This is a genomic window from Marinobacter sp., from assembly GCF_041687235.1.
In the GTDB taxonomy this organism is placed as follows: Bacteria; Pseudomonadota; Gammaproteobacteria; order Pseudomonadales; family Oleiphilaceae; genus Marinobacter.
In genome coordinates this window covers 261,267-275,945 of the sequence record NZ_JAWLCH010000001.1, presented here as the reverse complement: position 1 = coordinate 275,945, position 14,679 = coordinate 261,267, and the positions used below count along the sequence as shown (strand labels likewise).

12 protein-coding genes are annotated in these 14,679 nt (G+C 55.3%); 7 read left to right on the top strand and 5 right to left on the bottom strand.

From position 1 onward, the window contains the following. The first annotated feature begins 49 nt into the window (after positions 1-49). Together gabT and ACESMK_RS01150 are read left to right on the top strand one after the other, a co-directional pair. Positions 50-1,327, top strand: coding sequence for a 4-aminobutyrate--2-oxoglutarate transaminase (gene gabT, locus ACESMK_RS01155; protein WP_372994440.1), 1,278 nt, complete (start codon positions 50-52; stop codon positions 1,325-1,327). A gap of 218 nt (positions 1,328-1,545) precedes the next feature. Beyond that, the gene (locus tag ACESMK_RS01150) at positions 1,546-2,310 is read left to right on the top strand and encodes a VC0807 family protein (protein WP_372994438.1); all 765 of its coding nucleotides are present in this window, start codon (positions 1,546-1,548) and stop codon (positions 2,308-2,310) included. Positions 2,311-2,405: 95 nt separating this feature from the next. On the opposite strand, the gene gyrB is transcribed toward ACESMK_RS01150, so the two are convergent. From gyrB to dnaA, 5 genes are all read right to left on the bottom strand, one after another. Continuing rightward, the gene (gene gyrB, locus ACESMK_RS01145) at positions 2,406-4,820 is read right to left on the bottom strand and encodes a DNA topoisomerase (ATP-hydrolyzing) subunit B (protein ID WP_372994436.1); all 2,415 of its coding nucleotides are present in this window, start codon (positions 4,818-4,820) and stop codon (positions 2,406-2,408) included. 54 nt (positions 4,821-4,874) lie between these two features. Further along, on the bottom strand, positions 4,875-6,002 hold the full coding sequence (gene recF / locus ACESMK_RS01140; protein WP_372994434.1) for a DNA replication/repair protein RecF: 1,128 nt from the start codon (positions 6,000-6,002) through the stop codon (positions 4,875-4,877). A 122-nt stretch (positions 6,003-6,124) separates the two neighbouring features. Continuing rightward, positions 6,125-7,396, bottom strand: coding sequence for an ABC1 kinase family protein (locus ACESMK_RS01135; protein WP_372994432.1), 1,272 nt, complete (start codon positions 7,394-7,396; stop codon positions 6,125-6,127). 13 nt (positions 7,397-7,409) lie between these two features. Continuing rightward, positions 7,410-8,513 carry a DNA polymerase III subunit beta gene (gene dnaN / locus ACESMK_RS01130; RefSeq protein ID WP_372994430.1) on the bottom strand — a complete coding sequence of 368 codons (1,104 nt, stop codon included), beginning with the start codon at positions 8,511-8,513 and terminating at the stop codon, positions 7,410-7,412. Between the two features lie 54 nt (positions 8,514-8,567). Beyond that, positions 8,568-10,022 carry a chromosomal replication initiator protein DnaA gene (dnaA, locus tag ACESMK_RS01125; RefSeq protein ID WP_372994428.1) on the bottom strand — a complete coding sequence of 485 codons (1,455 nt, stop codon included), beginning with the start codon at positions 10,020-10,022 and terminating at the stop codon, positions 8,568-8,570. Between the two features lie 645 nt (positions 10,023-10,667). Between dnaA and rpmH the strand changes: the two genes are divergently transcribed. The 5 genes from rpmH (at position 10,668) to mnmE (ending at position 14,678) form a co-directional block, all read left to right on the top strand. Further along, a complete protein-coding gene (gene rpmH, locus ACESMK_RS01120; RefSeq protein WP_082146510.1) occupies positions 10,668-10,802 on the top strand; it encodes a 50S ribosomal protein L34 in 135 nt (44 codons plus the stop codon). 14 nt (positions 10,803-10,816) lie between these two features. Next, positions 10,817-11,224 (top strand): ribonuclease P protein component, encoded by a 408-nt coding sequence (rnpA, locus tag ACESMK_RS01115; protein WP_372994426.1) that lies wholly within the window; start codon positions 10,817-10,819, stop codon positions 11,222-11,224. Continuing rightward, positions 11,224-11,517, top strand: coding sequence for a membrane protein insertion efficiency factor YidD (yidD, locus tag ACESMK_RS01110; RefSeq protein ID WP_372994424.1), 294 nt, complete (start codon positions 11,224-11,226; stop codon positions 11,515-11,517). The genes rnpA and yidD overlap by 1 nt, the downstream gene beginning before the upstream one ends. Positions 11,518-11,521: 4 nt before the next feature. Continuing rightward, positions 11,522-13,237: a membrane protein insertase YidC gene (gene yidC / locus ACESMK_RS01105; RefSeq protein WP_372994422.1), complete on the top strand. Its 1,716-nt coding sequence runs from the start codon at positions 11,522-11,524 to the stop codon at positions 13,235-13,237. A gap of 70 nt (positions 13,238-13,307) precedes the next feature. Beyond that, a complete protein-coding gene (mnmE, locus tag ACESMK_RS01100) occupies positions 13,308-14,678 on the top strand; it encodes a tRNA uridine-5-carboxymethylaminomethyl(34) synthesis GTPase MnmE (protein ID WP_372994420.1) in 1,371 nt (456 codons plus the stop codon). The last annotated feature ends 1 nt before the right edge of the window (position 14,679 follow it).

The window sequence follows — 14,679 nt, the reverse complement described above, 5'->3', positions numbered from 1 at the left end:
TACACTGGTAGGTGAAACTTTCGAACCTGAACCCAGGGAGAATGGCAAAGTGAGCAATAAAGAATTGCAGGCACTCAAAGAACGCTACGTTGCGGCGGGCGCGGCAAGTCCCAATGAACAGTTTGCCGACCATGCAACGAATGCGGAATTATGGGATGCAGACGGCAAACGCATGATCGATTTTGCCGGCGGCATTGGCGTACTGAACATCGGCCACCGTCATCCAAAGGTCGTGGAAGCAGTCAAGGCGCAGCTGGACAAGCTGATGCACACCTGCCAGACGGTGATGCCCTATGAGGGCTACGTCAAACTGGCAGAGAAACTCAGCGGCGTGGTCCCGGTACGCGGCCATGCCAAGGTGATGTTGGCCAACTCCGGTGCCGAAGCCCTGGAAAACGCCATGAAGATTGCCCGTGCGGCAACCGGAAAGACCAACGTGATCTGCTTTGACGGCGGTTATCACGGCCGTACCTTCTACACCATGGCGATGAACGGCAAAGCCGCCCCTTACCAGACGGACTTTGGCCCCATGCCCGGTACCGTTTATCGTGCGCCTTATCCCGTGCCTTACCACGGCGTCAGCGAGGACGAAGCGCTTCGCGGCCTGAAGATGGCCATGAAGGCAGACTCCCCGGCCCGCAACACCGCAGCCATCGTGATTGAGCCGGTGCTGGGCGAGGGCGGCTTCTACGCAGCGCCCACCAGCTTCCTGAAGGAAATCCGGAAGATCTGCGATGAGAACGATATCCTGATGGTGGTTGACGAAGTACAGAGCGGCTTTGGCCGCACCGGCAAAATGTTTGCCATCGAGCACAGTGGTGTTGAGCCAGATCTGATGACCATGGCCAAGAGTATGGCCGATGGTATGCCCATCTCCGCGATTGTGGGCACCGACAAGTACATGGACGCCTCTGGCCCCAACTCACTGGGCGGCACCTACACCGGTAGTCCGACCGCCTGTGCCGCAGCCCTGGCCGTGTTCGATGTGTTCAAGGAAGAGGACATCCTTGGCAAGGCCCAGGCGCTGGGAGAGAAGCTCAAGCAACGGTTCAGCCAGTGGCAGGAGCAGTTTGAGCATGTGGATAACGTGCGCAACCTTGGGCCCATGGCCGCCTTTGAGCTGGTAGAGAGCAAAGACAGCCGCACACCCAAACCTGAGTTGGCCGCTGCAGTGACCAAGAAGGCAAAGGAGAAGGGTCTGATTCTTCTGAGCTGTGGTATGTACGGCAATACCTTGCGTTTCCTCATGCCGGTCACCATCGAAGACGATGTGCTGGAAGAAGGACTGGCAATTGTGGAAGAGAGCCTCAAGGAAGTCGGTGCCTGATCGGCACTGAGCGTCACGAGGAATCAGAGGAGCCGGGCATAAGCCCGGCTTTTTTATAACAGAAAGAAAAGTGGTGGTTCCATTTCGGCTGGCAGCCATCCCCACTGCCGACGCATTCTGACAGCGGTTACGTCAGGACTCGGATTCGTCGTATACTGCCGAGAGTTCTTTGGCAGTGCCGTTCTGTACTGCTCCAGTTTCACCAACCAGGCTAGATCATGACGTCTCCGAGCTCCGCCAACGTACCGGACCACAAGCCAAGGCCCTGGGTCGATTTGCTGGTCAGCATTATCATTCCCTCCGTTATCCTGATGAAATTCAGTGGCGAGGAACACCTGGGCAACGTCAACGCGCTGCTCATCGGCCTGGCGTTTCCCCTTGGCTGGGGCCTGTTTGAACTGATCAAATACCGGAAGAAAAACTTCATCGCGGTACTTGGTCTGGTCAGCGTTGGCCTGACCGGCGGCATCGGTTTACTGGAACTGGATGCCGGCTGGCTCGCCATCAAGGAAGCGGCCATTCCGGCAATCATTGGTCTGGCGGTGCTGGCCTCCACAAAGACCAAGTACCCCCTTGTACGCACTCTGCTGTATAACCCGAGTGTTCTGGATGTGGATAAGATCCATAAGACGCTTGAGGAACACAATCGGGTTGATGAATTCGAAGACCGGCTTCTGAAGGCCAGCTACTTCTTTGCCGGCACCTTCCTGTTCTCATCGATCATGAACTACGTGCTCGCCAAATGGATTGTGGTCAGCCCGTCCGGCACCCAGGCGTTCAATGAGGAGCTCGGCCGGATGACCCTGGTGAGTTATCCCATGATCGCCATTCCTTCGATGATCATGATGATGCTGATTTTCTATTATCTGTGGCGCACCATCCGCCGCTTGACCGGTTACACCCTGGAAGAGGTGATGGCGCCTCATCTGGCGGAGAAAGAGAAGGAAAGGAACAAGTCCTCGGAATCGACCACCGGGAAATAGCAGTCCCGGACGTTTTCCGATAAGGCCGGACATAAAAAAGCGGCGGAGGTTTGAAAGCCTCCGCCGCTTTTTTTATTGCACCTGGAACTTGTTGATCAGATATCCAGGTTGGTCACTTCCAGCGCATTGGTCTGGATGAAGTTGCGACGAGGCTCTACATCGTCACCCATCAGAGTTGTGAAGATCTGATCGGCCGCGATGGCATCCTCGATCGTTACTTTCATCATCCGACGCGTCTCCGGATCCATGGTGGTTTCCCACAGCTGCTCCGGGTTCATCTCGCCCAGTCCCTTATAACGCTGAATGTTCAGGCCGCGCTGGGCCTCTTTCATCAGCCAGTCCAGAGCACCCTCGAAAGACAGGACCGCCTGTTTGCGCTCGCCCCGTTGGATATAGGCGCCTTCCTCAATCAAGCCATCGAGGGTCTCACCCATGCGGGCAATGGCCGCGTAGGAGGAAGACTCAAAAAAATCGTGGCTGAATACATGCTCATGGGGAATGCCATGCACAAAAATGGTCACTTTCGGAAGGTACAGATCCCGCTCGGTATCCCGGGTTACCGAGAAGGTGTACTTGGTCCCGGTACGGGTGTCGAGATCCAGGCCATCGCCCAGGCGAGCGACCCAGCGAGCCACCTCCGCTTCCTCTTTCAGGTGCTCGGGCTTGAGCGTGACGTTCTGAAGCATCTGCTCCAGTACCTTCGCCGGGTAAGCCCGTGACAGGCGGCCAATCATGTTCATAACCGCCTGGTAGTCCTTGACCATGGTTTCCAGCGCGGAATCCTTGATGGCCGGAGCCTCCGGGTTCACGTAGAGCTGGGCGCCTTCCAGGGCAGTCTGGGTAAGGTAGGCTTCCTTGGCTTTCTCGTCTTTCAGGTACTGCTCCTGCTTGCCCCGCTTGACCTTGTAAAGCGGTGGCATGGCGATAAAGACGTGGCCACGTTCGATGATTTCGCGCATCTGACGGAACAGGAACGTCAGCAGCAGGGTACGGATGTGGGAACCGTCCACGTCCGCATCCGTCATGATAATGATCGAGTGGTAACGCAGTTTGTCGGGGTTGAACTCTTCCCGGCCGATACCACAACCCAGCGCCGTGATGAGGGTGCCCACTTCCGCAGAGGAAAGCATCTTGTCAAAGCGGGCTTTCTCCACGTTCAGGATCTTACCCTTCAACGGGAGGATGGCCTGGGTCTTGCGGTCACGGCCCTGTTTGGCACTGCCACCGGCCGAGTCACCCTCCACAATGTACAGTTCGGAAAGGGCCGGATCTTTCTCCTGGCAGTCCGCCAGTTTTCCGGGGAGGCCGGCAATGTCCAGGGCGCCTTTGCGGCGGGTCATGTCCCGGGCCTTGCGGGCAGCTTCACGGGCCCGGGCCGCTTCAATCATCTTGTTCACGATGAGCTTGGCTTCGTTGGGCTGCTCCTGCAGGTATTCCGCAAAACTCTGGTACAGCTCCTGTTCCACCGCAGTCTTCACTTCCGAAGACACCAGCTTGTCCTTGGTCTGGGAGGAGAACTTTGGATCTGGAACCTTCACGCTGATGATGGCGGTGAGGCCTTCACGGGCATCGTCACCGGACGTGGCGACCTTGGCTTTCTTGCCGAGACCTTCCTGTTCAATGTAGTTGTTGAGAGATCGGGTCAGGGCCGCCCGGAAACCGGCCAGGTGAGTACCGCCATCCCGCTGGGGGATGTTGTTGGTAAAGCAGTAGAGGTTTTCCTGAAACGCGTCATTCCATTGCATGGACACCTCCACCGCAATCCCATCTTCCCGTTCCCGGTTAAAGTGGAATACCCGGTTGATCGGTGTCTTGTTGGCGTTCAGATGCTCAACAAAGGCCCGCAGACCGCCCTCGTATTCAAAAATCTCTTCCTTGCCGGAGCGCTCATCGGTCAAGCGGATCCGAACGCCACTGTTGAGAAACGCCAACTCCCGGAGTCGCTTCGCCAGGATGTCGTAGTGGAACTCAATGTGGGTAAAGGTTTCGGGCGATGGAATGAAGTGCACCTTGGTGCCCGAAGCGTCGGTTTCACCAACCGCCGCCAATGGCGCATTGGGAACACCATGGGTGTAGGTCTGCTCGTAGACCTTGTTATCACGGCGGATTGTCAGGGTGAGGGTAGAGGACAGTGCGTTCACTACGGAAACGCCCACACCGTGAAGTCCACCGGACACCTTGTAGGAGTTGTCGTCGAACTTACCACCGGCGTGCAGCACGGTCATGATAACTTCTGCTGCCGAAACCCCTTCCTCTTCGTGCAGATCTACCGGGATACCACGGCCGTTATCTTTGACAGTTACCGACTCGTCCGGGTGGATAATCACACCGATTTCTGAGCAGTAGCCCGCAAGCGCTTCGTCGATGGAGTTATCCACCAATTCAAAGACCATGTGGTGCAGGCCAGTACCATCATCGGTATCGCCGATGTACATGCCTGGCCGCTTTCGCACCGCATCCAGTCCTTTCAAGACTTTGATACTGGAGGAATTATAGTTCGATTCACTCATTCGGAAACTCCTGAAGCGTGATAGGCCGGGGCTTTCTAGCTCTTTGCACCGGTCTTATTCTTCCGTCAATTTGCCATGTTCCACGTGGAACAATCTGTAATCCGGCGCCTTACCCTCTGGCCAGAGCTGATCTACCTGTGGACGCTCTATAGAGGTGATGAACACCTGACAACGTAATGCCTGGAGCCTGCTCGCCAGCATGGCCCGGTGCCCTTCATCCAGCTCGGCATTGATATCGTCGAGCAAAAAGGTCACCTGCTTGCCCAGATCACTCAATACAATGCCTTGGGCAATCTTCATCAAAATAACCAGGGTTTTCTGCTGGCCCCGGGAGAAGGTTTCGGCAACAGGCCTGCCCTGAAACTTCAACCGGATGTCGGCGCGGTTCGGACCATAAAGCGTGTGTCCAACCTTTCGTTCCTGCTCCCGATGGTCTGCAAGCAATTCCACCAGTGGGCGGCTTACATCCCAGCCCGGGTAGTACTCAAGCTTCAGGCCTTCGGTCCAGGGTACTTCCACTTCCCGAACCAGCTTTTCAAAAGCCGCCTTGAATCGGCCAAAGGTTCCAGCTCGAGCCTCGGTAATGCCTTCACTCAGTGTGGTGTACTGATGGTCCCAGACCCGCATTAACGCTTCGTCTAGTCTACCATTTCTGAGCATTTGATTCCGCTGTGATGTGACTCTCTGGCATTGTTGCCAAATCGATCCGAAAGAAGGTTCCACGTGGAACACTAGCCAATCGAGAAATTGTCGCCGCTTTCCCGGTCCGCCCGCGACCACATCAAACACACCCGGATCGATTACCGAGACCGGCAGATGTTTCGCCAGGCTCGACAGACTACGCACTGCTTCGCCATCCACCCTCAGGATCGTTTCTTTCTGACCCACATCCCGGGAAATTCCGAGACGATGAACCAGCGACCCATTGTCTGCCCGGCTCCTGTCGTCCAGGCCATGATCCAGACCACCAAACACCGTGAGCCGTTCTGCACCGTGGCTCACCACAGCCTGATGCCGATTCACGCGGAACGAGCGACCCAAGCCCAGATAGCCAATCGCTTCCAACACACTGGTTTTACCGCTGCCGTTTTCTCCGTAAAGAAGATTAAAAGAAGATGAAAAGCTGACAGGCGCGGGCGACAGGTTGCGGAAGTACTCAGTCTGAAATTTTACAAGCGCCATAGAAAAGCAGACTCGAGGGGGGAGGGGAATGAACCAGAAATCCCAAAACAAAAAAAGCGGCGTTACCTTCCTTCAGTAACGCCGCCCTAGTGTACAAAAGCTGACTACTTAAGGCGACAGCCTCAGTGCAGCATGTTCAGCCGTTCGTCCATAAACACATCCATTTCCGGCGCCAGAATATGAACGTAGCGATCGAAATAGAGGAACTGCTTCAGTAACAACGCAAATTCCCGGGGAAAGTGAAGCCCGTGACTTTCCCCAATCTTCACCATATCCATCAGAATGTGGTTTACATCGTCCTCCGCCTGATCTGCTTCGTAAGGAACCTCGTCAGGGACCATTTTATCCATCTGCTGATAGAGCCGTCGCAGATCACCGGCAAGATCATCAACCCGGACTGTCTGGCGGGTAATACCAATACGGATCATGGCATCGGCCATACCTTCAAAATTGCCCACCATCACAGCCGAAATAAAATCACTGACCGCCTGCCAGGTATCGGGCTTGATCCGACCAACAATACCGAAATCGATAAAACCCACCCTACCATCCTTCAGCACCATCAAGTTTCCGGCGTGAACATCCGCATGGAAGAACTCGCATTGGGTGAGACTGGCAAACCAGGTGTTCATTGCGGTAATGAGCGTGCGCTCCGGATCACGGGCATAGCCACGGATACTTTCAAGATCGGTCAGCGAAACTCCATGGAAGCGTTCCATGGTGAGGATCCGCCGGGTACTGCAGTGCTCAAACACCCTCGGCACCGCAGCATCCTCATTATGGGTATCGTGCAGGAACTCCCGGAATACCTTCAGGTTGTTCGCTTCCTTGATGAAGTCGCACTCTTCCATCATCGTCCGCTGGATTTCCTCGACTATGCCAGACATGGAAGTCCAGGACAGTTTCGGCGCAAGAGTTTCCAGGATGCGGGCAGAGAGATAGAGAAAATTCAGATCCGTCAGCAGGATGTTCTCTACCCCGGGTTTCTGAACCTTGATAACCACTTCTTCACCGGTCAAAAGCCGGGCAGCGTGTACCTGTGCAATCGACGCGGATGCCAGTGCTACCGGATCAATTTCCGAATACACCTCGTCCAGCGGCCGGCCCAGTTCGTCCCGAATGATTTTCTTGATCACGCCAAACGGGAGGTTCGGGGTTTTATCAAGGCAGTACTGGAATTCCTCCACGTACTCCTTGGGAAAGAACGTAGGAGAGCTGGCGATGAACTGTCCCAGCTTGATATAAGTTGCACCAAGGGACTCAAACGTCTGCCTCAACAGCCTGGGCGTCGGGGGGCGATCCCCCCGCAGCCAGTTGATCCCGGTGCGCCCGAGTACCGACACAGTCTGGCCAATCCGGAAAGCGCCTTTGATTCCATTCGTTACGGTACTCATCAATCTTCTCCTCCTACAGCCTCATGGGCATAACCACATAGAGGCACCGGTTGTCGTTCTGTGCCTCGATCAACGCACTGCTGTTGGGGTTGGACAGGGTGATTTTTACCTGGTCATCATCCAGCGCGTTCATTACGTCAACCAGATAGCCTACATTAAAACCGATCTGCAGGGATTCGCCCTGGTAATCCACCGGCAGCGCGTCTTCGGCCTGTTCCTGGTCAGGATTGTTGGCAAATACCTGAAGTTCATTCGACGCCAGGTTCAAACGCACACCCCGGATGTTCTCATGGGACAGGATCCCTGCCCGCTGCAGGGTATTCTTGAGCGTGGCCCTATCAGCCAGTACTACCTTGTCGCCACCCCGGGGAATAACACGGTTGTAGTCCGGGAATTTGCCCTCGATGAGCTTGGACGTGAAGGTATACGAACCCACCGTCGCCCGGAGGTGATTATCACCAATGACCAGGGTCACCGGCGTTTCAACATCTTCAACCAGACGGGCCAGCTCCAGAACGCCTTTGCGCGGAACAATAACCTGTCGCAGCTCCGGGCAATTGGTCGCCAGTTCCAGGTGTGCCATTGCCAGGCGGTGGCCATCGGTCGCCACCGTCCTTACGTGATCCTTGTCCACTTCCAATAACAAACCATTCAGGTAATAGCGAACATCCTGCTGGGCCATGGCGAACGCCGTTGCATCCAGCATCCGGCCCAGTTCCTTCTGGGGCAGTTCCAGTCGGAAGCTCTCGTCCTCGTCTTCCACGTTGGGGAAGTGCTCCGCCGGCAACGTGGACAGGGTGAAGTGACTGGCGCCACACCGCAGGTGCAAGCGATCGCCTTCCAGGGACAACTCCATCGGCGCTTCATCACCAAGGGCCCGGGAAATATCGGACAGTTTGCGAGCGGGAACGGTAATCCGTCCAGGCTGATCCACATGCACCGGTGTTATCCGGGCAACCAGTTCCACTTCCATATTGGTACCGGTCAGGGTCAGGGTATTATCCTCGGCCACCAACAAGACATTGGAGAGCACGGGCATGGTCTGTTTCTTTTCCACCACGCCAGCAATACTTTGCAGCGGGGTAAGCAGGGATTCACGGCTGATCGTCAGTTTCATGGCACTCAGCTTTCTTTATGTTGGAAGGGTGAATGTTGTTCGCTAACGCCCGCATCAGGTGGTCAGCAGTCTCATAAAATTCTGATAATCCTCGCGGATGCCCGGATCGGTCTCCTGCAATTCCACGATTTTCTTGCACGCATGCAATACGGTGGTGTGGTCACGACCACCAAAGGCGTCCCCAATCTCCGGCAAGCTGTGATTGGTCAACTCCTTGGACAGGGCCATGGCAACCTGCCGGGGCCGGGTAACCGTTCGGGTTCGCCGCTTTGAGAGCAGATCGGCAACCTTGATCTTGTAATACTCCGCCACGGTGCGCTGAATGTTATCGATGCTTACCTGCTTCTCATGCAGCGCCAACAGATCCTTCAGGCTCTCCCGGATAAAGGGGGGCGTGATTTCGGAACCGGTGAAGTGAGCATTCGCTATCACCAGACGCAGCGCACCTTCCAGCTCTCTTACATTGGAACGAATCTTCTGGGCGATAAAAAAGGCGGCTTCGCTGCTCAGTTTCACATTGGCCTGGTCGGCCTTTTTCATCAGGATCGCTACCCGGGTTTCCAGTTCCGGTGGCTCAACCATCACAGTGAGGCCCCAGCCAAAGCGGGATTTCAGGCGTTCCTCCATGTCCACGATCTCTTTCGGGAAACGATCGCAGGTCACGATGACCTGTTGGCCACCTTCCAGCAAAGCATTGAAGGTGTGGAAAAACTCTTCCTGCGACCGCTCCTTGCGGGCAAAGAACTGGATGTCGTCGATCAACAGGGCATCCACGGACCGGTAATAACGCTTGAATTCATTGATGGCATTCAGCTGCAGTGCCTTGACCATGTCGGCGACAAACCGCTCCGACCGAAGATAGGCCACTTTTGCCTTCGGGTTACGCCTGACGATTTCGTTACCGATGGCATGCATGAGATGAGTCTTACCCAGACCGACGCCGCCATACAGGAACAGTGGATTGTAGGCACCGCCCGGATTCTCGGCCACCTGCATGGACGCCGCCCGAGCCAACTGGTTGGATTTACCTTCAACGAAGGTTTCGAAGGTAAATCCTTCATTCAGGAAACTCTGGTGTTTTATATCGCCTTCTACCTGGACCGGCCGCCGTTCACCACCGCTCTTTGGCCGCACAGAGGGTGAACCCGCCACGGTTGCCGCTACACCTTTTTCTTCTTCGGTGACCCGGCTACCGGTCTCTTCATGAACCTGACCATTCACGCGGGCAGGAACTTCCGAGCGTTTGACCGGTTCACCTTCACGGGGTGCGGAACCCACTTTCATATTGACCCGGGGAGCCTGCCCGCCGTTCAGATCCTTGAGTACCTCTTCAATACGCCGAAGGTACTTTTCATTCACCCAATCCATTACGAAACGGTTGGGTGCGAACAGCATCAGCTGCCCCTCCCGGTGATCGGATTGCAGGGGCCTGAGCCAGGTATTGAACTGTTGTGCGGGAAACTCGTCCCGGAGTACTTCAAGACATTGATGCCACATACTGTTTGGCACGACAGCCTGCTCCCGATAACCCTGAAATGTCTCTGAACGGACAAGGGACTTCCTGTCCTGTGAGATGACCCCGGATTCTAACCCGAGCAGCCCCGCAGTGAAAGAGCCAAAGCCAGTTAATAAACAGCCTGTGGAAATTTATCTCTTTATATTTCAATTTATTACAAACTTACCTACAACCTTGTGTACAGAAAAAACCTTGCTCGTGAGTTACCCACAGCCCTGTGTGTACAGCCCGGGTTTAACCCTGTTAGGAACCCGGGGACGCGACCGGGGATAACTTGGATCTATCGTGCAAATTCGACTTACCCACATTTCGCCCTTCCGCCGTCCACAGCTCTCAGGCCGCCTTATCAATACCCTTATAAACCGCACAAGAAACTGTTTTTCATTATTTTTTTCCGCTTATCCACAGAAACCTTCTATACTAATAACAGTAATAATTAATCCTTAAAAGAATTTTAAAAAGACCTACTGAATTTATTAGCTGACTGGCCGTTCCGGGTTTTTCTGACATGCGCACAACCCACTAGCAATAGGCATTGAATTCCCACCGGTATTTGCATAGAATGCCGCTCCTGTTTTGGCTGTTCATTTTCCGGCCAGTTACTGAATTTCCAACTTACGAATTGTGAGATCATCACCATGAAAAGAACGTTTCAACCAAGCGTCCTGAAGCGTAAGCGCGTTCACGGTTTCCGTGCCCGTATGGCCACTGCCAACGGCCGCAAGGTTATTTCCCGTCGTCGTGCCAAGGGCCGCGTACGTCTGTCCGCGTAAGCTCTGATTGCCTCATGAAGGCTTTGAGTTTCCCGAAATCACATCGTCTTCTGCGACCTGCTGATTACGGCAAAGTCTTCAACGACGTGCAGCTGAAAGTTCCACATCGGAATTTTCTGATCCTGGCGACACCGAATAATCTCGGTCACGCCAGGATCGGTTTGATCTTTTCCAAGAAGAACCTGAAGCTCGCCGTTCAGAGAAACCGGATAAAACGTCAGGTCCGGGAAAGCTTCCGGCATCAGACGGATCTGCCAGGTCTTGACCTCGTGGTACTGGGACGACAGGGACTGGTATCCCTGGACAACCACTCTGTACGTGCATCCATGGATGATCTCTGGCGACGTCTCAGAAAAAAACACGCTCAATCTCAGCCATCCCGGACAGAGTCATCCGAAACTGCCGGTCGAGGAACGGGTTAATGCGCAAGCTCCTGCTTCTGCCCATCCGCTTCTACCAGTACGCAATCAGTCCCCTGATGGCCAGCCACTGCCGTCACTATCCCACCTGCTCCCAATACGCCGTTGAAGCCATAACCCACCATGGCGCGCTTAAAGGATTATTTCTCGCAATCCGGCGTCTGTTAAGGTGTCATCCCTGGGCGGAAGGCGGTTATGATCCGGTGCCGGGCACCTCTGATGCCCGGAACACTGAAACCGTAACAGCCTGCGTACACGCTGATCATTCCCATACAACAACCCAGACCAGACAGTAACTCTATGGATATTCAACGCATCGTATTATTTGCCGGCCTGGCTATTGTCAGTTATCTGATGGTCCTTGCCTGGAATGAGGACTACCATCAGCAACCGGAAACGGCGCAAGTCGCCGAATCGCAGCCTTCAGAGTCTGCCAGCAGCACCGGCAACGCAGACGATATGGTGCTTCCGGAAGACGGCTCGGCAGAGGCGGACAGTGACGGAGAATTCACAACGCCGGAAACCGGTGAGGCCATGGTCAGCTCAACGGAAGATGACACCACGGTCAGTGACCAGTTCATTACTGTCCGCACCGATGTGTACGACCTCAGAATTGATCGGGTCAGCGGCAACCTGGTTAAAGCCCAGCTGTTGAACTACGACAAATCCCTGGACAGTGAAGAACCGCTGACGCTGCTGAATAACACCCAGAACCGCCTGTATGTTCTTGAGAGCGGTCTGATCGGGCGTGACGGCCCGGATAGCCGAAAGAATGGCTCAGCACCGGTGTACAGCGCCGACGCCTCCAGCTATGAGCTGTCCGAGGGTGACAACCAGCTTCAGGTTGACCTCTCTTACACCACCGATAGCGGTGTCCGGATCACCAAGCGATACCAGTTCGAACGTGACAGCTACGAAATTGGCGTCAAATATCTTGTTGAAAACCAGTCCAGCGATAACTGGCAGGCTAATTTCACCGGTAAGATCGTCCGTGACCAGTCTCCAGACCCGACGTCACAGACCAGCATGGGTATCCAGGCATTCCTTGGTCTTGTTGTCAGTTCCCCTGAAGATCCCTATGAAAAATACGACTTCGGTGATCTTCAGGACAATCAGATTAACCAGTCTGTCACCAACGGCTGGCTTGCCTTCCTGCAACACTACTTTATCTCGGCCTGGGTTCCTGAGCGTGATGTTCCTGCCCAGTACCAGACCACACGCCGTGGTTCCAATTACGTAATGGGCTTCGTGTACCCGGCCACCACCGTGGCACCGGGTGAAACAGCGGAGATCGGTGCGCAGGCCTATGTTGGTCCGAAGATCATTGATCGTCTGGAAAGCCTGGCACCAAACCTGGACCGTACCGTCGATTTCGGTTGGCTGTTCTTTATCTCACTACCCTTGTTCATCATCCTCGAGTGGTTTCACAGCCTTGTCGGGAATTGGGGGGTTGCGATCATCCTGCTGACGGTTCTGGTCAAGGCGGTGTTCTTCCATCTGTCGGCCACCAGCTACAAGTCCATGGCCAAGATGCGTGCGGTGGCGCCCCAATTGACACGACTCAAGGAACTGTACGGCGATGATCGCCAGCGCATGTCCCAGGAAATGATGGCGCTTTACAAGCGGGAGAAGATCAATCCGCTGGGTGGCTGTCTGCCAATCCTGGTGCAGATGCCCGTATTCATCTCGCTGTACTGGGTACTGTTTGAAAGTGTTCAGCTACGCCATGCGCCGTTCATGCTGTGGATTCAGGATCTGTCGGTCATGGATCCGTATTTCATCCTGCCGATTCTGATGGGTGCCAGCATGTTCCTGCAGATGAGTCTGAACCCGACTCCGCCGGATCCCATGCAGGCCAAGATCATGAAGATGATGCCGTTGATCTTCACGGTGTTCTTCCTGTGGTTCCCGGCCGGCCTGGTTCTGTACTGGCTGGTGAACAACATTCTGTCCATTGCCCAGCAGTGGTACATTACCCGCAAGATCGAAGCAGAAATGGCCGGCAAGAAGCACTGACCGGTGCCCGAACCGACCCGGCAAAGGCTCCTGTGTGGAGCCTTTGTTGTTTTCAGCCTGTGGAAAAAGCATGAGCCAGAGTTCTGAAACCATCGCAGCCATAGCCACCGCACCCGGACAGGCCGGGGTCGGCATCGTTCGCGTGTCCGGTCCCAAAGCCCGGACCATTGCCCAACAGATGCTTGGATTTGAGCCAAAACCCCGTTATGCCCATTACGGTCCGTTCCACGATCACCGGGGTGAACTGATTGATGAGGGCATCGGTTTGTTTTTCCCCAACCCCCATTCCTTCACCGGTGAGGATGTATTCGAGCTTCAGGGCCACGGCGGCACCGTGATTCTTGATCTCCTGCTTCGAGAGGTTTGCAGCCAGGGGGCAAGACTGGCCCGACCCGGTGAATTCTCAGAACGGGCGTTCCTGAACGACAAACTGGATCTGGCCCAGGCCGAAGCCATTGCCGATCTGATCGAGAGCAGCTCGGAACAGGCGGCCCGATGCGCCGTCCGTTCCATGCAGGGTGTGTTTTCCCGGCAGATAGACGATCTCGTGGAGGCCGTTACCCACCTGCGGATCTACGTGGAGGCGGCCATTGATTTTCCCGAGGAGGAGATTGATTTCCTCGCCGATGGCAAGGTGGCCAGTGATCTTCAGGATTTGCTGGACCGACTCGAGAAAATCCTGGCCGAAGCCCAGCAGGGAACCATTCTTCGGGATGGCATGAAAGTAGTGATTGCCGGCAGGCCCAATGCCGGCAAATCCAGCCTGCTCAATGCCCTGGCTGGCCGAGAAGCGGCCATTGTTACGGCTATCGAAGGGACCACCCGGGATGTCCTCCGGGAACATATCCACATTGACGGCATGCCGCTGCACATCATCGATACCGCTGGCCTCCGGGACAGCCCGGACGAAGTGGAACAGATCGGGATTGCCCGGGCCTGGGATGAAATCCGCCAGGCCGATCGCATCCTTCTGATGGTGGATGCCACCACCACCGATAAAACCAGTCCCCATGAAATCTGGCCTGATTTTATCGACCAGCTGCCGGCGAACGCGCCGGTGACCGTTATTCGTAACAAGGTGGACCTTTCCGGTGAAGCGGTAGGTATCAGTGCGGAAGAGCATCAGCGTGCGCCGGTTATCCGCCTGGCTGCAAAGTCTGCCGAAGGTCTGGAGATGCTCCGGGACCACCTGAAACAGTGCATGGGCTTTGCCAGCACCACCGAGGGTGGTTTCCTGGCCCGGCGCCGGCATCTGGATGCCCTGGAACGGGCCCAGGCCCTGCTGATTCAGGGCCAGAGCCAGCTCGAAGGTTTCGGTGCCGGTGAATTACTCGCTGAAGATCTTCGTGCCGCGCAGGATGCTCTGGGCGAGATTACCGGCCATCTCACCCCGGATGAGCTTCTTGGCAAGATTTTCAGCAGTTTTTGTATCGGGAAGTAGC